Origin of the sequence: Lichenifustis flavocetrariae (assembly GCF_026130545.1) — a bacterium.
GTDB lineage: Bacteria > Pseudomonadota > Alphaproteobacteria > Rhizobiales > Beijerinckiaceae > Lichenihabitans > Lichenihabitans flavocetrariae.
Genome location: NZ_JAMOIM010000025.1, coordinates 38,220 through 58,045, shown reverse-complemented (window position 1 = coordinate 58,045; position 19,826 = coordinate 38,220). Strand labels below are relative to the sequence as shown.

Sequence of the window (19,826 nt, the reverse complement as noted above, 5' to 3'; positions counted from 1 at the left end):
AGCGAAAGAGGTAGGCTTTTCACTGGAGCCGAGTGCCATGTCCGTTCTGTCCGCCCGCTACCTCCACGACGAAGCCGCCGCCTTCCAGCACCTTGAAAACGTGCTTTGGCCGGCTGGTCCCGTGTGTCCTCACTGCGGTTCAATCAGCGGCAAGCACTACGATCTCCGCAAAAGCCGTGTCGGCCTTCGCAAGTGCTCCGACTGTCGCAAGCAGTTCACCGTCAAGATCGGCACCGTCTTCGAAAGCGCCCATATCCCGCTGAACAAGATGCTTCAGGCCGTCTATCTCATGGTGTCATCCAAGAAGGGCATCAGTGCTCATCAGCTGCACCGCACGATTGGCGTGACCTACAAGAGCGCTTGGTTCCTGGCCCATCGTATCCACCTCGCCATGGATACGAGCGCTAGCTTCTTCGACCAGCTTGGCGGTCTCGGTGCGATTGTGGAGGCCGATGAAACCTATGTCGGCAAGTACGACGACGTTCCGCACCGCACGAAGGGCTACGCCACGAAGCTAACCGTTCTGACCTTGGTTGAGCGCGGCGGTACGTCTCGCTCGTTCCATGTGTCTGGCCACTCGGCTGCGGCTCTCGCCCCTTACCTAAAGGCCAACATCAACAAACACTCGGTTCTCATGACCGATGAGGGCAAGTGGTACACCGAGACCGGCAAGGGCTTCCTTGACCACCAGACGGTCAACCACAGCGAAAAGGAATGGAAGCGAGGCTATGCCCACACCCAAACGGTCGAGGGCTTCTTCTCCGTCTTCAAGCGCGGCATGAAGGGCGTCTATCAGCACTGCTCCGAGAAGCATCTGCACCGCTATCTTGCGGAGTTCGACTTCCGCTACTCGAACCGGGTGAAGTTGGGTGTGGACGATGCGCAGCGGAACGAACGCGCCCTTGAAGGCATCAAGGGCAAGCGACTGAAGTACCGGCCAGCTGACGAAGCCAGAGCCTCAACAGTTTGAGCTTTTTAGATTGGCGCTTCGAGTGAGAAAGAGGCGGAAGTCCTAGCCAAGGAGCGGCAATCGCACTTTACCGTTGCTGAAACAGAACGAACGTACAAAAGGCTCTACGATCTTTATCCGAAGCATTGCGAAAGTCTGCAAGACACTTTTCAGCAAGCTCAAAGAGGGTACCTAATTCAACATCATCGACTGTATGGTATGGGTCGTAGTCGCTGAAATGTCTTTCATTTTGCAACTTAACGACGGCATTTCCAAAGTCTTCAATTTCTTTGGGAAAAAGCTTTAGTATCGTGTAGCGGTGGTTAAAGCACTGAGTTTTAAGGTGCTTGTGTACCAATGCTCGATAAGCTTGTCTCCATGCTGGCTTGCTGTACGCCATTGTGCGGTCGCCAACTAAGGCGACTGCACAGGCTAGGGATAGCTCATGGAAAAGCGCATAGTAGAGAGAGCTTACTGCCCTCTTCATATCGGTTTGCGTGCGCTGCCCCGCCGGGCGATCTGTAAGATACCGAGCGCTAGCAATCAGATCGTCTGCGTTCAGTGAGCCGCCCCAGCCGATTGGCGAGCCTTGAAACTAACCATCGGGAAAGCATATTCCCGAAGGCTGTCCAACTTAGCTCGTATGTGGCGCACAAGCCCAGAAACGCGTCCGCTGTCAAAATCGCTTGCCGGGCTGTCAACCACGACAGTCACCCTTAGTACGTCATCACCATCGAAATCCGGCTCTCGAACCGTTTCCACAGAGATAATACGAACCGTGTTGAGCCTATCTCGGACCACATCCTCGATGGCAGTTCGAACGTTCAGCTCCACCATCACGCCCTCCTGTCAAGCGAAAAGTGAGTTCACCAGACTCATATTATAGGGATCGCCAAGCTGGAAATCGACTGCCAATGTGAGTTGCGCTAGGAGGTACGATACGAATTAAATTTCGTGCCAGCTGTCCTTGCCATTTTGTCGCACTTTAACCTATTGAATTTGCTGCCTACGAATTTGGCTAAAAAACAGCACCTCTTTTTGCAAATTGCCCTATTTTGAAAATAGGCGTGTGAGGCACGGCTTTGCCGTGGGGGGGCTTGGCTTGAAGCTGGGCGTCCTTGTGAAGATCACGCCTTGTCCATAGCTTCTCTCTGCTGATCATGCGCTACGAGGTGACCAATGGCGGACAAGCAGGATCGGATGCCAGCCACCAAGCGTCCCGAGAGATCCCCCGAGTCTAAAGAGGCTCGTGCTGAACGGACTGAGCCGAAGATCTGCCCCGAGTGCCGGCACGCTTTTCAAGGCAGTGGTTGGGATGGCATCGACGCGCACTGGAAAGCTAAGCATGATAAGGTCATGCCGTATGCCGAGGCATGGCCCATGTTGAAGGCTGGCACCTACAAGGCGAAATGAATGTCAGAAGCGCCGAAGCATCCCAAGCCGTCCGAAACCCAAGAAGCCCAATCTGAACGCTTCATCGCCATGGCGCGGGAGCTTGGAGCAGACGAGTCGGAAGCGGCGTTTAATGAGAAGCTGAAGAAGGTAGCGGGGGCGAAGGTGACCGATCCGCCGCCAAACGCCGAGAAGAAAGCGAAGCCATCAAAACCCGGCCAGTGAGCCGGGTTTTTCTTTTGGAGATTAGTCGACTTGAATATCAATTCCACATTCACGACACGCCATGATGTCCCCCTCCAAGGGGCGCAAGGGCGATCTCTTTTCACGTTCGATCCAACAACGAGGGCATTGATAGTCAGCCCCCACCTTGACGACAAAATCCGCGCGGCGTTGGAGCGCACGGCGCGCAAGATTGCGTTCCGCCAGAAGCTTCTCAGCCTCAAGCTTGACCTTTTGGTATTGATCGTGGAGGCGCGCTGCCTTTTGATCCGATTGCGAAGCTACGTAATCCGCCGTGTTTGCGACTGCGCTCTCTATCGACATCGGCTGCTCGTATGGCTCGCGAACCGCAATTGGCTCAGGTCAAGCTAGGCCGATTCGGCTTGGTTCGTAAAGTATATAATCACCCACTTCTGCAGTGAACAGATAGAGAACATATTAGCCGCCCAAAGTCAAGCGGGATCTGCACACCGTGTTTGGGTGGATAGGCAAGAAGCACTGACTACGCGCTCAGCCGCGACGCGATTCCGATTGGTGGCCGACGAGGGAGACGACGCGCACTATCCGATCATAGGCGCGAAGCAGCGAGCCCAGCGGCTCTCTCGCAAAGCTTGGATCACCTCAGTCTCCGGCCTCCTTCAGGGCAGCGCCACGAGGCCACGCCCAAACGGGCCAGAGAGCCGGTGCAGAAACGCGCGACCCCGGCGTCGCGCCAGCCGGACAGGATCACGCCCCGCCCGTCTCGCCACTCGGTGCCGCCTCTGCCGGGCGCCCATATTTCACGTCGGGATCGATGCCGCGCCAGCGGTCGATCCGTTCGGAGATCCGTTCGAACACCACGTAGAGCATGGGGATCACGAACAGGCCGACGAGGCTCGCGGCGATCATGCCGGCGAAGATGGGGGTGCCGACGTCGCGGCGGCTGACCGAGGCGGCCCCATGGGCGATCACCAGGGGCACGAGGCCGAGCACGAAGGCGATCGAGGTCATGATGACGGCGCGGAACCGCATCGAGGCGCCCGCGATGGCGGCATCGAGGATCGGCACGCCGCTCTCCCGCTGCTCCTTGGCGAATTCGACGATCAGAATGCCGTTCTTGGCCGCCAGCGCGATCAGCACGATGAGGCCGACCTGGGCGTAGAGGTCGAGCACCAGCCCGGCCACGATGATGCCCATGAAGGCGCCGAAGACGCCCACCGTGACGGACAGCAGCACCGGCACCGGGATGATCCAGCTTTCGTAGAGCGCGACGAGGAACAGATAGGCGAACAGGACGGCGAGGCCGAGCACGACGCCCGTCTGGCCGTTGGCCTGATATTCCTGATAGGCCGTGCCGGTCCATTCGAACCCGTAGCCGCGCGGCAAGGTCTTTTCCGACACCGCCGTCATGGCCGCGAGCGCCGAACCCGACGAGACGCCCGGCGCCGGGCTGCCCTGGATGGGGATCGCCCTGTAGTTGTTGTAGCGGGTGATGACCTGCGGGCCCTGCACGACATGCACCGAGGCGAGCGACCGCAACGGCACCTCGCCGCCCTGCGCGTTCTTCACATAGAGCTGCCAGAGGTCGCTGATGTCGCGCCGGTTGGCGTCCTCCCCTTCGATATTGACCTGCCAGGTACGGCCGAACAGGTTGAAGTTGTTGATATAGGTTCCGCCCAACGAGGATTGCAGCACGTTGAAGATGTCGCCGATGTTCACCCCGAGCGCGCTCGCCTTGTCTCGGTCGATGTCGAGATAGAGCGAGGGATTGGAGGCCGTGAAGGTGGTGAAGACGCGGGCGAGATCGGGATTGCCGTTGGCGGCCCCGATCAGCCCCTGCGCGACGCTGCCGTTGCCGGCGGGGTCCTGCCCTTCCAGCGCTTCGAGATCGTATTCGAAGCCGCCGCTCGTCGAGAGACCGATGATGGGCGGCAGGTTGAAGGCGATCACGCTGGCGCTGCGGATCTGCGACCCGACCCCGAACGTCTTGCGGATCATCGCCTGAACAGAATCCTGCACCCCGGTCCGGTCCGCGAAGGGTTTCAGGCGCACCACCATGAAACCGGCATTGGGCTCGCTGACGCCGTCCAGGAAGCCGTAGCCGATCACCGCGAACGTGTCGGCGACCTGCGGCAGCTTGAGGAGCGTGTCCTCCATCTGCTTGACGACGTCGCTGGTGCGCGCCACCGAGGCGCCGTCGGGCAGTTGCAGCACCACGAAGAAGGCGCCCTGGTCCTCCTCGGGCAGAAAGCCGGTCGGCGTGCGCTGCGCCGCGAAATAGATCGCCACCGCGAAGCCCGCGATGACCACCAGGCTGACCAGGCTGACGCGCACGAGCCGCCGCACCACCGACGTGTAGCCGTGCCGCGTCGCCTCGATGGCGCCGAGCACGCGGCCCATGATGCCACCTTCGTGGCCGCCCGGCCGCAGGAAGATGCCGCAGAGCGCCGGCGACAGGGTCAGGGCGTTGATGGCGGAGATCAGCATGGCGACGCTGATCGTGATGGCGCATTGCCGGAACAGCACGCCCGTCAGGCCGGGAATGAAGGCGATGGGCACGAAGACCGAGAGCAGCACCAGCGTGATCGCGATGATGGGCGCCGTGATCTCGCGCATCGCCTTCTTGGTGGCCTCGGCGGGCGTGAGGTCCGGCTCGGCCGCCATCACGCGCTCGACATTCTCGACCACCACGATGGCGTCGTCGACCACGATGCCGATCGCGAGCACCATGGCGAGCAGCGACACCGTATTGGCGGAATAGCCGATGATCAGCAGCACCGCGAAGGTGCCGATCAGGCTCACCGGCACCGCGACCGCCGGAATGATCGTCGCGCGCAGGTTGCCGAGGAACAGGAACACGACGATGACGACGAGCACGAAGGCTTCGCCGATCGTCTTCAGCACCTCGGAAATCGTATCCGTCACGAAAGTGGTCGAGTCGTAGACGACCTTGTAGTTCAGGCCCTCGGGGAAGCGCGGCTTCAGCTTGGCCAGCGTCTTGTTGACGGCGGCCGCGGTCTGCACCGCATTGGCGCCGGGCGAGAGATAGATGCCCAGCGCGACGGCGGGCTTGCCGTCGAGCCGGCTGAAATTGTCCGAGTTCTGGGCGCCCATCTCGACGCGGGCCACGTCCCGGACCCGCAGCACCGAGCCGTCCGGATTCGCCCGGACGACGATATTGCCGAATTCCTCGGGCGTCGTCAGGCGCCCCTTGGTCTGGACGTTGAGCTGGAACTGCTGGTCGTCGCTGATCGGCCGGGCGCCGATCCGGCCCACGGGGGCCTGGACGTTCTGCGACTGGATCGCATTGACGATTTCGGATGGCGCCATCCCGAGATTGTTCAGATGCTGGACGTCGAACCAGATCCGCATCGAATAGTTCAGCCGACCGAACAGCGAGGCCTGGCCGACGCCCGGCGTGCGGGACAATTCGTCGAGCACGTTGATCAGCACATAGTTCGTGATGAACAGCGGGTCCTGCTGGCCGCTCTCGCTGTAGAACATCATGAACTGCAGCACGGCCGAGGACCGCTTCTGCACCGTCAGCCCTTCGAGCTGTACCTCGGACGGCAGCTGTGACAGCGCGGTCTGCACGCGGTTGTTGACGTTGACCGTGTCGATGTTCGGGTCCGAGCCGAGCGCAAACGAGACGGTGAGATTATAGCTGCCGTCGTTGCCGCTGGCCGACTTCATATAGAGCATCTGGTCGACGCCGACGATCTGCGCCTCCAGCGGCTGGGCGACAGAGGATTCGACCACATTGGCCGCGGCGCCGGGATAGGTGGCCGACACCTGGACCTGCGGCGGCACGATATCGGGGAATTGCGCGACGGGGATGCGGGTCAGCGACAGCAGGCCCGCGATGGTGATGATGATCGCGATGACGATCGCGAGCCGGGGGCGGTCGACGAAGACGGCGGAGATCATGGTGCGGGCTTCTGCGCCTGTTCGGCCGGGGTCACGATCGCCGGACCGGGCGACACGGGTTGTCCGGCCCTGACGCGCTGGATGCCATCGACGATGATGGTCTGGCCTTCCTTGAGGCCCGACACGATCGAGGCTTCGGTCGGGGTCGACTGGCCGAGCGTCACGTTCTGCCGCATCGCCTTGTTGTCGTCGCTGAGCACGTAGACGAAGTCGCCCTGCTGGTCGGTGCTGACCGCCGCGCGCGGGATCGACAGCACCTGCACGGGCTGCACGCCCTCGAGCAGGACCTGCACGAACTCGCCGTCGACCAGTTCGCGCACCGCGCCGTCCTTACCCTGTTGCTGGGGCAGCACCGGATTGGGGATCGTCCCGCGCAGGATGATCGTATCGGTCGAGGACGCGATGGTGTTGTTGACGAAGTTCAGCTTGCCGACCTGGCCATAGGTGCGACCGTCGGGCAGCACGATCTTGATCTGCACGGCCGCGAAGCCGCCCTTGCCGGCATAACGCGACCGAAGCTCCAGGGCGGAGCGGACGGAGATCGGGAACACGACATACATCGGATCCTGGCGCACGATCGTGGCGAGCGTCCCGCTGCTCGGGGTCACGACATTGCCGACCGTGATGCTGGTGCGCCCGATCTTGCCGTCGATCGGCGCCGTGATCGTCGTGTAGCCGAGTTCGATCTGCGAGGTGCGGAGATTGGCCTCCGCCGCGAGCAGCTGTCCCTGCAGGTTCCCCTGATTGGCCTTGGCCGAATCGACCGTGGATTGCTGCCCGGCCGGCGTGTTGAGCAAGGTCTGCGCGCGTTCGAGCGTGACATTGGCATTGGCGAGCTGCGCCTGGATCTGCTCGATCGTGGCCTGCTTGGCCTGGACATCGGCCTGGAAGGGTGGCTGCTCCAGCTGGTACAGCGTGGCGCCCTTCTCGACTTCCTGTCCTTCGGTGAAGACGATCTTCTCCAGAAAAGCGGTGACGCGGGCCACGAGATCGACCTGCTCGACCGCCTGGATGCGGCCGATAAAGCGCTCCGTCTCGATGATCGGCTTCAGGCCGACCTTCTCGACCCCCACGGCCGGAGGGGCGTTGCCGGGAGCCTGCGCCAGGGCAGCCGATATCATCGTGAAGCCTATGGCGACACACACGAAAGCACGCGACATAACAACCTCGACGCCCGGCGTCTTCACTCGATGGCGGTCATGCCACGACAGGAAGCGGGACGTAAATCCAGCATCCCGACCTTTTGAGCTATTTCATATGAAACACGGTCGTGAGCGGCGTCACCAGCGGCTCATTTGCCGCATTGGTCTCCATGATGTCGGCCATATGGGCCCACCAGCGCCGCATCACAGGATGGCTCGGTAGCAGATCCATCGTGTGGTCACGCCGCCGCCACAGCACGCCGAACAGCGTGTGGGTGGCAGGGTCGAGGTGGATCGAATAATCCGCGACGCCCGCCTCCCGCAGCAGCGTCACGAGTTCGGGAAAGATGGCGTCGTGGCGCCGCTCATATTCCGCCGCCTGCCCCGGATGCAGCTGCATCGTGAAGGCGACTTTCTCGTGCGTTGCGGGATCGAAGGGAAACGTCATGGGGCGGCTCACCACGATAGATCAAGCCAGTTTATAGGCCGGTGCAAGGCAAACAGTCGACTGAGACGCGGGTGCCTCGAAAAGCCTTGTCCTTCAGGCGGCAACCAATGGAGAAACTCCCGGGGCTCACTTGCAGCGCGCGAAAGAGGCGTCGATGGCAACCCCACTCAATCGGATGGGACCCACTGGCGGCGACTTCACATGGCTGTGTGGAACAATCTACAAAGCTAATCAGATGCGTCTGTCGCAAGCAACCGGGCTGCCGACGATCATGCACATGAGCTTCGAGACGGACTCAGTGGAGCCTCCCGCTGACGGTTCTTGGTCGACCAAGGCGTTTTGGGTCGGAGGCTCATTTGTGGCAGCGAGCCTTGTGACGCTTCTGACGACCTTGGTTCCCATTGCACAGATGGGCTATGCGGCCACTCACCCGTCAGTGCAGGGGTATGTGCTGGATTTGGTTCATGTCCCCAACGAACCCTGGCATCCCGCACATACTGAAACGGTCGTCGCCTACTCGCTCGGACCCGCTTCGCCACTCTGTCGGTCTGTTTTCGAATCGCTACAGCGCGGTTCACCCATCCTGCATCGGGGTCAGATTATCACCCTGGTGCCGCGCAACACTGGTTGTGGAGCACCGCTCCCCATCCTCATGCCTTACGTCGCGCCAATAGCGGCGTCCTTGACGGCCAGCCTGGCACTTGTCGCGCTTGGCGCCTTTTTCCTAGCCGTCTGGTGGTGGATGGGACATCCGCAACCCCGGCCACCCAGGCGGGATCAAATTGGTGGTGGAACGGGCCTGGGTTAGTGGGTCATTTTCAACCGTTACAGTAAGTTTTGCTGGCTGGCATGATGTCGACGATGGAGCGTCTCCTCCGCCAGCCTTCCTTCATTGCCTCCGCACTGGAGTGCTTCGCTGCGCTCGCAAAGACAAGAGCGAGCGCCGCTTAAACCTTCACCTCACTGCCATCCTGGCTCCAGCGGGTGTGGAACGACCCCTCCTGGTCGAGGCGCCGGTAGGTATGGGCGCCGAAATAATCACGCAGGCCTTGCAGCAGGTTCGCCGGCCCCCGCTCGCGCCGCAGGCCATCGTAGTAGCTGAGCGACGACGAGAAGGCGGGAATGGCGACGCCGTGTTCGACGGCGAGCGACACGACGCGCCGCCAGCCCGGCTCGGCCTTCAGCACCGCGTCGCGGAAGTAATCCTGCAGGATGAGGTTCGACAGGGTTGTCTCCGACCCATAGGCGTCGCGGATCCGGTCGAGGAAACGGGCCCGGATGATGCAGCCGCCGCGCCAGATCGTGGCCACCTCACCGAGCTTCAGGTCCCAGCCATATTGCTGCGAGGCCGCGGTCATCTGTTCGAAGCCCTGCGCATAGGCGACGATCTTCGACGCGTAGAGCGCGTCCCGGATGGCGTCGAGGTCGGCGGCCTGGGCCTTCCGGCCGGCCGGCTGCTTGAACGGCAGGGCCTTGGCGGCCTCGAGCCTGAGCTTGCGCTGGCTCGACAGGACTCGGGCGAAGACCGCTTCGGTGATGCCTGTCAGCGGCACGCCGAGTTCGAGCGCATTGGCGGCCGTCCAGCGTCCCGTCCCCTTCTGCTCGGCCTGATCCACGATGCTGTCGACGAGCGGATGCCCGGTCGAATCGGTTTTGGCCAGAACCGCGGCCGTGATCTCGATCAGGTAGGAATCGAGGTCGCCCGACTTCCACTGCTTGAACACGTCCGCCATGGCGGGTGCGTCCAGGCCGTAGACGGTCTTCATCAGGTCATAGGCTTCGGTGATCAGCTGCATGTCGGCATATTCGATGCCGTTGTGCACCATCTTGACGTAGTGGCCGGCGCCGCCCGGGCCGATGAAGGTGCAGCAGGGCGTGCCGTCGACCTGGGCGGCCATCTTGGTGACCATGGGTTCGATGCGCGCATAGGCCTCGCGCTCGCCGCCCGGCATCATGCTGGGGCCTTCGAGGGCGCCCTCCTCGCCGCCTGACACGCCCATGCCGATGAAGCGGATGTTCTTGGATTTCAGGGTCTCGAAGCGGCGGTCTGTGTCGGTGAAGAGCGAGTTGCCGCCGTCGATGACGATGTCGCCGTCGTCGAGATGCGGCACGAGATCGTCGATCACATCGTCGACCGGCTTGCCGGCCTTGACCATGATGATGATCACACGGGGTTTCGCCAGGGCGGCCACGAAGCCCGCAAGATCCTTGGCCGGGCTGAACCGGCCCTCGTGCCCGAACTCGCTGACGAGGGTGTCCGTCTTGTCGCCGTGCCGGTTGTAGAGCGCGACACCGAAGCCTTTGCGGGCGGCGTTGCGGGCGAGATTGGCGCCCATGACGGCGAGGCCCATGACCCCGAGATCTGCGAGTTCGGTCATAATCGTTCTCCCTGTCCGGCGCCCGTTGAACATGCCCGTGGGCCGGGCGACCGGCAGCGTCCCAAATTGGTGCTACGGCGGCGGCGCGTGGCGGCGAAGTGGTAACCGAGACACGGTTATTTGCAAAGCGCAGCCTGCGGCAATCAAATCCGCCGACCGGGATCAAATTGGTCCAAATTCGGATTTAGCGCCTGAAGCTTGGCCTCAGCCATAAACTGTTTGGAGTGACTTCAATGCGTGACACGTCTCGGCGCCGGTTCCTGACTGGCGCGGTGGGCCTTCTCGGCGGTACATTCCTGTCGCGCGGCGCGTCGGCCCAGGGTTATGTCGTGCAGGAAGCCGACGCCGATCAGGTCTATGGCGCGATCGATGAGCAGCCCTTCCCGGTGCCTGCCGTCAATCTGAACCGCATCAACCCGGATTTTCTGAGGGCGGTCGTCGACTACCCGACGGATCAGCCGGCCGGCAGCATCGTCATCGATCCGGCCGCCCATTACCTCTACCTCATTCACGGCGACGGCCAGGCGATCCGCTACGGCGTCGGTGTCGGCCGCGAAGGGTTCTTGTGGTCTGGCAATGCGGAGATCAAGGCCAAGCGGGTATGGCCGGACTGGTATCCCCCGAAGGAGATGGTGGCGCGCGATCCCCATGTCCGGGGCGTCATGCAGAAGCTGCAGAGCGGCCTCGGCATGCCGGGCGGTCCCGGCAACCCTCTGGGCGCTCGCGCCATGTATCTGTTCCAGGGCAACAAGGACACGCTCTACCGCATCCATGGCACAGTCGAACCCTGGACGATCGGCTCCAGCGTATCGTCGGGCTGCATCCGCATGATCAACCAGGACGTGATCGATCTCTTCAACCGCGTTCCGGTCGGCACGAAGGTCCTGGTCCTGGGCTCGGCTCACCCGAGCCAGGAAGCCGCGCACCGCCCCCGCGTCCCCGATCCGGCCGAGGACCAGTATCCGCTCGTCGAGCCCGCTCCCGATGCCAGCGCGGCCACGCAGCCCTACAGTGGGTATGCGGCGGATCCCTACGCCGGCTACAGGGGCGATCCCAATCAGGGCTACTGAGACTTAAGCGGCCGATATGCCGGCTCTCGAAGGCTGGATCGGCCATACGGTGGATGTCGCGGTGATCGGCGCGGGCGCCGCCGGTCTCGCCACGGCGCGTCATCTCGCCATGGTCCGGCCTGACCTCAGCGTCGTGGTGATCGAGGCCGCGAGGCGCATCGGCGGCCGCGCCTGGACACTTCCCGGCGATCTCGCGGTCGATCTCGGCTGCGGCTGGCTGCACGGGGCGCGCGACAATGCGTGGACCGGCATCGCCCAGGCGCACGGTTTCGCGCTCGACACCACCGCGGCTCCGTGGAACCGCGAGACGCGCGATTTGCGCCTGTCGCCAGGCGACCAAGAAGCCGCCAAAGACGCCTTGCGGGGTTTTTTCGAGCGTGTCGATGCGCTCGACCCCGTGGGGGCCGATGACCCGTTGAGCGCCTATCTTGAACCAGGGAACCGCTGGAACGGGCTGATCGGCGCGATCGGTACCTATATCAACGGGGTCGAGCTCGAACAGGCCTCGGCCCGCGACTATGCCCGCTATGACCCCGGGCGTCCGCCAGACTGGCGGGTGCGGGACGGATACGGCCGCCTCATCGCCGACTATGGCGCGCCTGTCCCGGTGGTGCTCGACACCGCGGTGTCTCGGATCGCGCATGCGGACACTCCCGTCGTATCGATCGAGACAAGTCGCGGTCCGCTCCGCTGCCGAACAGCCGTGGTGACGGTTTCGACCACCTGTCTCGCCGAGGAGACGATCCGCTTCGACCCGCCACTCCCCGACAAGCTTTCGGCCGCGGCCAGCCTGCCGCTCGGCGTGGCCAACAAACTTTTCCTTGACATCGCGGCGGCTGACGACCTGCCGTTCGACACCCATGTGTTCGGGACACCGTTCCGGCTTCAGACCGCGGCCTATCAGGTTCGGCCCTTCGGCCGGCCGGTGATCGAGGCCTATTTCGGCGGAACCTTCGCGCGGGACATCGAAGCGGCGGGATCCGAGGCCGCCTTCGATTTTGCCGCCGGGGAACTGGCAGGATTGTTCGGCAGCGGGATCAGAGCGCGATTGTCGCTGCATGCCATGTCGGCCTGGGCGGGGGCCCGCTGGAGCCGAGGGTCATACTCTTGCGCCAAGCCCGGTGCGGCCGACGCCCGGGCGGTTCTTGCCGCGCCGGTTGGCGAACGCCTGTTCTTTGCCGGGGAAGCCTGCTCACCCGCGCGGTTCTCGACCGCGCATGGCGCCTACGAGACCGGAATCGCGGCCGCGGAGGCGATCGCCCGCGGCCTATGAGCCGCCCGGCCCACCGTCATCGGCGATCTCGGCTTCGACGCTTCAAGAGCCGAACAGCTTCAGCACCATGGCGCCATTGTCATTCGCGATCGACAAGGCCTCGATCCCGAGTTGCCGCTGGGTTTGCAGGGCGCGTAGGCGGGTCGATGCCAGATCCATGTTGGCATCGACGAGCGACCCGATGCCGGACGCAAGGGCATCGGACAAGGAGTCGTTGAAGGAGGTCTGCAGTGCGATCTGGCCCCTGAACGAGCCCAAGGCGGCCTGGTTCGCCACCAGCGCCGACAGAGCCGTCTCGGCCCCGGCGACCATGCTGGTCAGATCGGCATCCGATGCGGATGCGATGGAGAGCGACAGGATGGATGTCGAGCCCGAGCTGGTCAGGATGGCGCGATCCAGCGCGTTTCTGTTGGTTTGCGTCGCAGCGTCGAACGAATCGTAGAAACCCGTGCTCGACGACGACGCTCCGTGGGTCGCGTGGCCGTCGGTATAGTCGGCGTCGAAGGTGCTCGAATTCGTGCCGGAGATCTGGTCGAAAAGGTAGAATTGATTTTTCTGCAGCGCGATGAATTGCAGGCCGGCGCCATTCGAAACACTGCCTGGCAGCAGCAGTTTCGTGTCCGATGACGATGTCGAGCTCACTGCGGTGCTGGTCGAAAAGCTTGGAGTCGTGACGCCGTTGCTGGCGAAACTCCAGAAACCCGACGTTGTCGATGTGTTCGTTGAGACACTCCCAAGGTCATCGGTCCCGGTCTGTGTCGAGACGAGGGTGACGTCTTCGTTGAAGGGCGTGCCGCCGGATCCGGATGTCACGTTCCCGACATTGGCGAAGGTCGACTGAAAATGGCGCGTGTCGCTGGTCGACGTGTCCAGTGACGATTGGCCGACCAGCCAGTTCTGCCCGTTGAAGCTGGCCGCGTTGGCGGTCTCAACGATCGATTGTTGCTTGGCCGCGATGGATTGCTGGAGGGCGGTGCGGTCCGTCCCGGGTTGCTGCGCGGCGATCAGGTCGTTGCGAATCGATTGCACCGTCGCCGTGATGCTGCTCAAAGCGGCATCGGCCACCTTCGCGATGGAATCGACGAGACGCAGGCCGTCCTGGACGGCCCCGACGCTTGTCAGTCGCGACCGCATGCCGACACTGATGGCCCAATAGGCCGCGTCGTCGGATGCGGAGGCCACACGCAAGCCCGTCGAGATCTGCTGTCCGGTCGCAGTAAGGCTCCGCTCGGTCCCGGCAAGGTTCCGGAGAGCGGCTGCGGCTGAGCTATTGGTGAGGAGACTGTTCATTTCTGGTCCGGCCCCGGCTCGACCTTATGCCATCAAGCCGAACAAAACATGAATGCAAGAATCCCCCGCCGGCGAGGCTGGGCCTCAACTTGCATCGCACTCCTACCACCCCTGCGTTCCGGGGTCGCCCTTGAAGGGACCGACGATGTTCGAGGTGATCCAGCCGCCGTAAAAGCCGCCGGGTTGCGGCAGAACCTTTTCGGCGCCGACAAAGCAGGCATCCATCTTGCCGAGATAGACGGCCACGAAATCGCGAATGGCCGCGAAGTCGGATGTCGGGTCCGGATAGGCCCAGGCGGCGCGTTCGGCGCGTCGTCCGCCGGCCGCGACGTCGAAATAGACCGCCCTGCCCTTCCATTCGCAGAAGGAGCCGCCGCTCGCCGGAACGAGTGCGTCCGGCTGGAAGGCGGAGGGCGGGAGATAGTAGACGGGCGGATGGCTCGTCTCGAGAACCCGGAACGCGGCCTGCGTCCGGGCTATCTCCACGCCCGCGAAGATGATCCTGATGTCGTCATGCACGGTTTCGAGGCGCGGAGGACGCGGGTAGTCCCAAACGCTTTCCTGGCCGGGACCGGCGGGTTTTGGTTGCGGGCGCATGGCGATCATCCTCTCGCACGGCGCACCCGACAGCCCCGAGCAAGGTTGCGGCGGCAGGGTGGTGCCAACATCCTCAACGTATCGGGATTCCCGTGGATCCGATCCATCTTTTCGATCTCGCCGCCAAACAGGCCCGCTGGCTCTCCCGCAGCCAAGCCACGATTGCCGGCAATGTCTCGAACGCCAATACGCCTGGGTATCACGCCCAGACCGTTCAGCCCTTCGCCGAGGTGCTCGATCAGACGCAGCTCGGTCTCCTGTCCACGAACGTGAACCATCTCAACCTCACTCCCGCCGAACAGCAGGCGGTCGCGGTCAAGGACCAGGATCCGTGGGAAACCACCGATTCGGGCAACACCGTCAGCCTTGAGAACGAGTTGATCAAGGCCGGCGACGTGCAGCACGATTTCGCCATGAACACCAATATCGTCAAGGCGTTCCACAATATGCTGATGCAAAGTGTGAAGACCTGACCGCATGATGGATGCTCTTCAGGCAGCGCTTCGCGTAGCGGGCTCCGGCCTCGCGGCCCAATCGGCGCGCCTCCGGGTCGTGTCGGAAAACATGGCCAATATGCAGTCCACCGGGGCGAGCTCCGGTGCGGACCCGTATCAACGCAAGACCATCACGTTTTCCAACGAGCTCGACAAGCTGAGCGGCATGGAACTCGTTCAGGTGAAGGATATCGGTGTCGATCAGACGCCGTTCCAGGTGGAAAACGACCCCGGCAACCCGGCGGCGGACAAAGACGGCAACGTCAAACTGCCCAACGTCAATATCATCACCGAGATGACCGACATGCGAGAGGCGAACCGCTCCTACGAAGCGGACCTGCAGGTCATCAAGCAATCGCGTGACCTGATCTCCATGACCATCGACCTCCTGAAAGGAACCTAATGATCGCCGCCATCCCGCTGATCAGCTCGGCCTTGTCCATGCTGACCTCGACCGACACGGCCACGAGCGCTGCCAAGACAGCCGCGACCTCCGGCAGCGGCGCCGATTTCGGTCAGGTCATGTCCAAATTGTCGAAGGAGGCCGTCGACAACGTCAAGAAAGCCGAGTCGTTGTCGGTGGACGGGATCACCGGCAAGGCCGACATCCAGTCGGTGGTGCAATCCGTGATGACCGCGCAGGAAAGCCTGCAGACCGCCCTGGCGATCCGCGACAAGGCCGTCGCGGCCTTCCAGGAAGTGTCGCGGATGGCCATCTGAACGACGTCCGCATTTCTCCGGAAGCTGCCGGCCCTCGCGCCGGAGCCAAGGCGCGCGGCCCTGCCACGCCATGGCTGTCCCGTTTGAGGGTCAGCCCGCGTGAGGCGCGCAAGTTGTATCGAGTCGAAAGGACAAACGCGACATGAGAGCTCTGGCGATCGCCGCGACCGGTATGTCGGCGCAGCAGACCAACGTCGAAGTCATTGCAAACAACATCGCGAACATCAACACGACGGGATTCAAGCGCGGCAAGGCCGAGTTCACCGACTTGCTTTACGAAGCCCAGCGGGCGCAGGGCGTATCGAGCCGCGGCAACGATTCCACGATTCCCGAAGGCGCCCAACTCGGGCTCGGCGTGCGAACAGCTGCCATCCGCAACCTGCAGACGCAGGGCGAGCTCACGCAGACCGGGAACACCTACGATCTGGCCCTGCAGGGCAAAGGCTGGTTCGGGATCACCGGACCCAACAGCGACACGCTCTACACGCGCGCCGGGGCCTTCAACGTCAATTCCACCGGCCAGCTGGTTACGCTCGACGGTTATGCCGTCATTCCCTCCATCGTTGTACCGGCCAATACGACGGCCGTGACCGTAAGCACGACGGGCATCGTCAATGCGACCGTCGGCGGCTCGACGACGCCCACACAGATCGGCCAGTTGACCCTCTCCAACTTCGCCAACGAGAGCGGCCTCGAGCATCTCGGCAACAATCTGTTCAAGGAAACGCCGGCCTCGGGCACGGCCGTGGCCGGTGTTCCCGGCGACCCGGGCATCGCCACGATCCAGCAGGGCTATCTCGAATCGTCCAACGTCGATCCCGTGAAGGAAATCTCCGACCTCATCTCGGCGCAACGTGCCTATGAGATGAACTCGAAGGTGATCCAGGCCGCCGATCAGATGGGTGAGACCATCTCCAAGGGAATCCGCTAAGCCATGAAGCTCTTCTCAGCCTGCAAGGCCGCGGCCTGGACGCTCTGCGGTGTGTTGATCGCCTCGGGGCCGTCCTGCGAGTTCGCCCGGGCTGGGCAGACCATTCCGGTAGCCTCCGTCACGATCTACCCCGGCGACATCATCCGGGACGGGATGCTGACCGAGCGCGAACTGCCGGACAATTTCGCCGGCATGTCGGTGACGGTGCTCGACCGCACCGCGCTGATCGGGAAGACCGTCCGGCGCACGCTGTTGCCCGGCCTGCCGATCAGTATCAACGCGGTCGGCGAACCGAAGATCATCACCGTCGGCTCGCAAGTGCGCGTGACCTATGTCGAAGGTGGCCTCACCATCTCGACCTATGCGTCCGCGCTCCAGGCCGGCGCCGTCGGCGACACGATCGCCGTGCGCAACCCTGAAAGCGGGCTGACCATCTCGGGAATCATTGCCAAAGACGGCAGCATCTTGATCGGCAACAGCTGATGCGCCGCCTGTTCCTGGCTTTGGCGATCAGTGTCAGCGCGTCACATGCGTTCGCGGCCGTCCGCATCAAGGACATCGCCACGCTGGGTGGGATGCGCGACAACCAGCTCGTGGGGTACGGCATCGTGGTCGGGCTACTCGGCACCGGCGACACGATGCGCAACGCGCCGTTCACCGAGCAGTCGATGCAGTCGATGCTCGACAAGATGGGCATCAACGTGCGGGGCATCTCGCTGCGGGCCCGCAATGTCGCGGGCGTGATCGTGACGACCCACCTTCCTCCACTCGTCAGCCGTGGTTCGCAGCTGGACGTCACGGTGTCGTCGCTCGGCGATTCGACATCGCTTCTTGGCGGCACGCTGGTCATGACGCCGCTCATCGGCGGTGACGGACAGACCCACGCGGTGGCGCAAGGCCCCGTCTCGGTCTCCGGCAATTCGGCGGCCGGCCAAGCCGAAACCTACACGCAGGGCGTACCGACCGCCGGCCGCATCGCCAACGGGGCCATCGTCGAACTCGAAGCGCCCAACGATTTCGGCACCACCAACGCGCTCAGCCTCGACCTCAAGAATCCGGATTTCAAGACATCCGTGCGCATCGCCGATGCGGTCAACCAGTTCACACGCGAGCGTTTCCACACGCAATCCGCGAAGGAACAGGACCTTCGGCGGGTGTCCCTGCTCTGCCCGCCGGGCATTAGCCAGACCCGTTTCATGGCGGAGATCGGCGACCTCACGGTCGAGCCGGATACGCCGGCCCGCGTGGTCATCGACGAGCGGACCGGCACGGTGGTGATCGGTCAGGACGTCCAGATCTCGACCGTCGCGGTGACTCACGGGAGCCTCACGGTCCGCATCAGCGAGACCCCGACCGCCTCCCAACCCGCGCCTTTGTCCAACGGTAAGACCGTGGTGCTGCCCAGCACGAGCATCGATTCGAAGGAGGAGCAAGGTCAGCTCCGGATCGTGGGCGGAACCACGCTCAGGTCCCTGGTCAAAGGTTTGAACGCCATCGGGCTCAAGCCGAGCGGGATCATTGCCATTCTCCAGGCGATCAAGTCGGCGGGTGCGCTGCAGGCGGATCTCGTCGCCGAATAAACCGGACGCGGACCAGCCCGGCGCAAGCTCAAGCCGGGATAGTCGAGGCGTGATCGCGCCCTCCAGCGCTGCCCCGGGACCCGCATGACAGCTGACCCCCTTCGCGTCGCCACACTAGCGGCTTTCATGCTGTGTGGGGGCCTTCTTCCCTGCGTGGCCGCCGCGCCCGCCGCCGAACAGGACACCGCGCATGGCGTGGCGCCGGTCAAGCCGGCCACGGAGGCTGCCTCCGTGACGCCCGTTTCGCCTGCGCCGCCCTCGCCGGTCGCAGTCGCCACGCCCCCGGCCAATGAGGGTCAGCGTTATTGCGACAATATCGCGACGGTGGCGGCCGAAGCGCGTTTCGCGTGGCAAACCAAAAAGCTCACTGATCTCCAGGGCCAGGTCACGCAGCGGATTGCCGAGCTCGAAAAGAAGCAGAGCGAGCTCCAGGCAAGCCTTGCACGCCGCGACGACGTGATGAAACGCGCACAGGCGACCCTGATCGCCATCTACGCCAAGATGGACGTCGATGCGGCTGCGCAGCAATTGTCGTTGCTCGACGACGAGTTGGCGGCCGCCATCCTCACCCAACTCACGCCGAAGCAATCGAGCGCCATCTTGAACGGGATCAAGCCCGCCCGGGCGAGCCAGTTGGTCGGTGCCATGACGAGCCTGCCGTCGATCGACACAAAGGCGGCGGATGGAAAGAAATCGTGATGCGGATCGTCCTTCTGTGCTCGTGCGCGCTCGCACTCTCCGGCTGCGCCGTCCCGCCGCAAGACATCGGTCGTGAACCCAAGATGTCGCCTGTCGGGTCGGGACTGCAGGCCACGGTCGATCCGCAAGGGGCTTATTCGTTCCCGGCGCCTCTGCGGGCGAGCCCGCAGTCCCTCTGGGACGACAATCGGGCCAATTTCTTCCGCGATCCCCGGGCCAGTCGTGTCGGTGACGTCCTCACCGTGACGATCGCCATCGACGACAAGGCCACGCTCGACAATACCAGCAACCGTTCAACCAGCGGAACGGCCGGCAACGGGTTCGATTTCACGGTCGGAACCGGGAGTTCCCCGCCGAAAACCACCGGCCAGCTCGATACGACCTCGACCTCGAATTACAAGGGCGCCGGAACGGTTGATCGTTCGGAGAAGATCAACCTGTCGATCGCCGCCGTGGTGAGCGGAGTCATGCCGGATGGCAACCTGATCGTCAGCGGATCGCAGGAGGTCCGGGTCAATTACGAACTCCGGTTGCTCAACATCGCCGGCATCGTGCGGCCGCGCGACATCGCGAAAGACAATACGATCACCTACGACAAGATCGCCGAGGCCCGCATCTCCTACGGCGGTCGCGGACGCAGCAGCGAGGTCCAGCAACCCGCCTGGGGCCAGCAGATCTACGACGCCATCAAGCCCTTCTAGGGGCTCCCACGGAAATCACCGCTTCGTCCCTGAG

At 63.2% G+C, this 19,826-nt stretch carries 21 protein-coding genes; 13 read left to right on the top strand and 8 right to left on the bottom strand.

From position 1 onward, the window contains the following. Window positions 1-37: 37 nt before the first annotated feature. Entirely contained in the window at window positions 38-970 is a 933-nt protein-coding gene (locus M8523_RS25880; protein ID WP_282587781.1) for an IS1595 family transposase, read from the top strand. A 537-nt stretch (window positions 971-1,507) separates the two neighbouring features. Here M8523_RS25880 and M8523_RS25875 read toward each other — a convergent pair. Next, complete coding sequence (locus tag M8523_RS25875; protein ID WP_282587780.1) at window positions 1,508-1,786, bottom strand: hypothetical protein; 279 nt, start codon at window positions 1,784-1,786, stop codon at window positions 1,508-1,510. A gap of 342 nt (window positions 1,787-2,128) precedes the next feature. Here M8523_RS25875 and M8523_RS25870 point away from each other — a divergent pair, with 342 nt between their 5' ends. Next, window positions 2,129-2,362: a hypothetical protein gene (locus tag M8523_RS25870; protein WP_282587779.1), complete on the top strand. Its 234-nt coding sequence runs from the start codon at window positions 2,129-2,131 to the stop codon at window positions 2,360-2,362. Then, entirely contained in the window at window positions 2,363-2,566 is a 204-nt protein-coding gene (locus tag M8523_RS25865) for a hypothetical protein (RefSeq protein ID WP_282587778.1), read from the top strand. Between the two features lie 21 nt (window positions 2,567-2,587). On the opposite strand, the gene M8523_RS25860 is transcribed toward M8523_RS25865, so the two are convergent. The 5 genes from M8523_RS25860 to gnd form a co-directional block, all read right to left on the bottom strand. Then, window positions 2,588-2,887 (bottom strand): hypothetical protein, encoded by a 300-nt coding sequence (locus tag M8523_RS25860; RefSeq protein WP_282587777.1) that lies wholly within the window; start codon window positions 2,885-2,887, stop codon window positions 2,588-2,590. Window positions 2,888-3,289: 402 nt separating this feature from the next. Continuing rightward, window positions 3,290-6,469 carry an efflux RND transporter permease subunit gene (locus M8523_RS25855; RefSeq protein WP_282587776.1) on the bottom strand — a complete coding sequence of 1,060 codons (3,180 nt, stop codon included), beginning with the start codon at window positions 6,467-6,469 and terminating at the stop codon, window positions 3,290-3,292. Further along, window positions 6,466-7,629 carry an efflux RND transporter periplasmic adaptor subunit gene (locus M8523_RS25850; protein WP_282587775.1) on the bottom strand — a complete coding sequence of 388 codons (1,164 nt, stop codon included), beginning with the start codon at window positions 7,627-7,629 and terminating at the stop codon, window positions 6,466-6,468. The genes M8523_RS25855 and M8523_RS25850 overlap by 4 nt, the downstream gene beginning before the upstream one ends. 88 nt (window positions 7,630-7,717) lie before the next feature. After that, on the bottom strand, window positions 7,718-8,059 hold the full coding sequence (locus tag M8523_RS25845) for an L-rhamnose mutarotase (protein ID WP_282587774.1): 342 nt from the start codon (window positions 8,057-8,059) through the stop codon (window positions 7,718-7,720). Window positions 8,060-9,006: 947 nt separating this feature from the next. Then, window positions 9,007-10,437, bottom strand: a complete 1,431-nt coding sequence (gene gnd / locus M8523_RS25840; protein WP_282587773.1) for an NADP-dependent phosphogluconate dehydrogenase — start codon at window positions 10,435-10,437, stop codon at window positions 9,007-9,009. A gap of 233 nt (window positions 10,438-10,670) precedes the next feature. Here gnd and M8523_RS25835 point away from each other — a divergent pair, with 233 nt between their 5' ends. Together M8523_RS25835 and M8523_RS25830 are read left to right on the top strand one after the other, a co-directional pair. After that, complete coding sequence (locus M8523_RS25835) at window positions 10,671-11,507, top strand: L,D-transpeptidase (protein WP_345894299.1); 837 nt, start codon at window positions 10,671-10,673, stop codon at window positions 11,505-11,507. Window positions 11,508-11,523: 16 nt separating this feature from the next. Then, window positions 11,524-12,780 (top strand): flavin monoamine oxidase family protein, encoded by a 1,257-nt coding sequence (locus M8523_RS25830; RefSeq protein WP_282587772.1) that lies wholly within the window; start codon window positions 11,524-11,526, stop codon window positions 12,778-12,780. A gap of 42 nt (window positions 12,781-12,822) precedes the next feature. On the opposite strand, the gene M8523_RS25825 is transcribed toward M8523_RS25830, so the two are convergent. Together M8523_RS25825 and M8523_RS25820 are read right to left on the bottom strand one after the other, a co-directional pair. After that, window positions 12,823-14,070, bottom strand: a complete 1,248-nt coding sequence (locus M8523_RS25825) for a flagellin N-terminal helical domain-containing protein (protein WP_282587771.1) — start codon at window positions 14,068-14,070, stop codon at window positions 12,823-12,825. Window positions 14,071-14,172: 102 nt separating this feature from the next. Beyond that, window positions 14,173-14,667 carry a DUF427 domain-containing protein gene (locus tag M8523_RS25820; RefSeq protein WP_282587770.1) on the bottom strand — a complete coding sequence of 165 codons (495 nt, stop codon included), beginning with the start codon at window positions 14,665-14,667 and terminating at the stop codon, window positions 14,173-14,175. Window positions 14,668-14,759: 92 nt separating this feature from the next. On the opposite strand from M8523_RS25820, the gene flgB reads away from it, so the two are divergent. From flgB to flgH, 8 genes are all read left to right on the top strand, one after another. Beyond that, window positions 14,760-15,140, top strand: coding sequence for a flagellar basal body rod protein FlgB (gene flgB / locus M8523_RS25815; protein WP_282587769.1), 381 nt, complete (start codon window positions 14,760-14,762; stop codon window positions 15,138-15,140). Window positions 15,141-15,144: 4 nt separating this feature from the next. After that, window positions 15,145-15,564, top strand: coding sequence for a flagellar basal body rod protein FlgC (gene flgC, locus M8523_RS25810; RefSeq protein WP_282587768.1), 420 nt, complete (start codon window positions 15,145-15,147; stop codon window positions 15,562-15,564). Continuing rightward, window positions 15,564-15,881, top strand: a complete 318-nt coding sequence (gene fliE, locus M8523_RS25805) for a flagellar hook-basal body complex protein FliE (protein ID WP_282587767.1) — start codon at window positions 15,564-15,566, stop codon at window positions 15,879-15,881. The genes flgC and fliE overlap by 1 nt, the downstream gene beginning before the upstream one ends. A 142-nt stretch (window positions 15,882-16,023) precedes the next feature. Beyond that, complete coding sequence (gene flgG / locus M8523_RS25800) at window positions 16,024-16,812, top strand: flagellar basal-body rod protein FlgG (protein ID WP_282587766.1); 789 nt, start codon at window positions 16,024-16,026, stop codon at window positions 16,810-16,812. A gap of 51 nt (window positions 16,813-16,863) precedes the next feature. Beyond that, the gene (gene flgA, locus M8523_RS25795) at window positions 16,864-17,295 is read left to right on the top strand and encodes a flagellar basal body P-ring formation chaperone FlgA (RefSeq protein ID WP_282587765.1); all 432 of its coding nucleotides are present in this window, start codon (window positions 16,864-16,866) and stop codon (window positions 17,293-17,295) included. Beyond that, window positions 17,295-18,392, top strand: coding sequence for a flagellar basal body P-ring protein FlgI (gene flgI / locus M8523_RS25790; protein WP_282587764.1), 1,098 nt, complete (start codon window positions 17,295-17,297; stop codon window positions 18,390-18,392). Before flgA ends, flgI begins: the two co-directional genes overlap by 1 nt. Before the next feature lie 84 nt (window positions 18,393-18,476). Continuing rightward, window positions 18,477-19,091, top strand: coding sequence for a MotE family protein (locus M8523_RS25785; protein WP_282587763.1), 615 nt, complete (start codon window positions 18,477-18,479; stop codon window positions 19,089-19,091). Further along, the gene (gene flgH / locus M8523_RS25780; protein WP_282587762.1) at window positions 19,091-19,792 is read left to right on the top strand and encodes a flagellar basal body L-ring protein FlgH; all 702 of its coding nucleotides are present in this window, start codon (window positions 19,091-19,093) and stop codon (window positions 19,790-19,792) included. The genes M8523_RS25785 and flgH overlap by 1 nt, the downstream gene beginning before the upstream one ends. Window positions 19,793-19,826: the final 34 nt, after the last annotated feature.

Excerpts from the sequence above, each read along its gene's own strand:
- flgC (WP_282587768.1), top strand. The coding sequence starts at position 15,145 with ATGATGGATGCTCTTCAGGCAGCGCTTCGCGTAGCGGGCTCCGGCCTC.
- flgI (WP_282587764.1), top strand. The coding sequence starts at position 17,295 with ATGCGCCGCCTGTTCCTGGCTTTGGCGATCAGTGTCAGCGCGTCACAT.
- M8523_RS25830 (WP_282587772.1), top strand. The coding sequence starts at position 11,524 with ATGCCGGCTCTCGAAGGCTGGATCGGCCATACGGTGGATGTCGCGGTG.
- gnd (WP_282587773.1), bottom strand. The coding sequence starts at position 10,437 with ATGACCGAACTCGCAGATCTCGGGGTCATGGGCCTCGCCGTCATGGGC.
- M8523_RS25820 (WP_282587770.1), bottom strand. The coding sequence starts at position 14,667 with ATGCGCCCGCAACCAAAACCCGCCGGTCCCGGCCAGGAAAGCGTTTGG.
- M8523_RS25860 (WP_282587777.1), bottom strand. The coding sequence starts at position 2,887 with ATGTCGATAGAGAGCGCAGTCGCAAACACGGCGGATTACGTAGCTTCG.
- M8523_RS25875 (WP_282587780.1), bottom strand. The coding sequence starts at position 1,786 with ATGGTGGAGCTGAACGTTCGAACTGCCATCGAGGATGTGGTCCGAGAT.
- M8523_RS25850 (WP_282587775.1), bottom strand. The coding sequence starts at position 7,629 with ATGTCGCGTGCTTTCGTGTGTGTCGCCATAGGCTTCACGATGATATCG.
- flgH (WP_282587762.1), top strand. The coding sequence starts at position 19,091 with ATGCGGATCGTCCTTCTGTGCTCGTGCGCGCTCGCACTCTCCGGCTGC.
- M8523_RS25835 (WP_345894299.1), top strand. The coding sequence starts at position 10,671 with ATGCGTGACACGTCTCGGCGCCGGTTCCTGACTGGCGCGGTGGGCCTT.
- M8523_RS25880 (WP_282587781.1), top strand. The coding sequence starts at position 38 with ATGTCCGTTCTGTCCGCCCGCTACCTCCACGACGAAGCCGCCGCCTTC.
- M8523_RS25845 (WP_282587774.1), bottom strand. The coding sequence starts at position 8,059 with ATGACGTTTCCCTTCGATCCCGCAACGCACGAGAAAGTCGCCTTCACG.
- M8523_RS25855 (WP_282587776.1), bottom strand. The coding sequence starts at position 6,469 with ATGATCTCCGCCGTCTTCGTCGACCGCCCCCGGCTCGCGATCGTCATC.
- M8523_RS25865 (WP_282587778.1), top strand. The coding sequence starts at position 2,363 with ATGTCAGAAGCGCCGAAGCATCCCAAGCCGTCCGAAACCCAAGAAGCC.
- M8523_RS25785 (WP_282587763.1), top strand. The coding sequence starts at position 18,477 with ATGACAGCTGACCCCCTTCGCGTCGCCACACTAGCGGCTTTCATGCTG.
- M8523_RS25870 (WP_282587779.1), top strand. The coding sequence starts at position 2,129 with ATGGCGGACAAGCAGGATCGGATGCCAGCCACCAAGCGTCCCGAGAGA.
- flgG (WP_282587766.1), top strand. The coding sequence starts at position 16,024 with ATGAGAGCTCTGGCGATCGCCGCGACCGGTATGTCGGCGCAGCAGACC.
- fliE (WP_282587767.1), top strand. The coding sequence starts at position 15,564 with ATGATCGCCGCCATCCCGCTGATCAGCTCGGCCTTGTCCATGCTGACC.
- M8523_RS25825 (WP_282587771.1), bottom strand. The coding sequence starts at position 14,070 with ATGAACAGTCTCCTCACCAATAGCTCAGCCGCAGCCGCTCTCCGGAAC.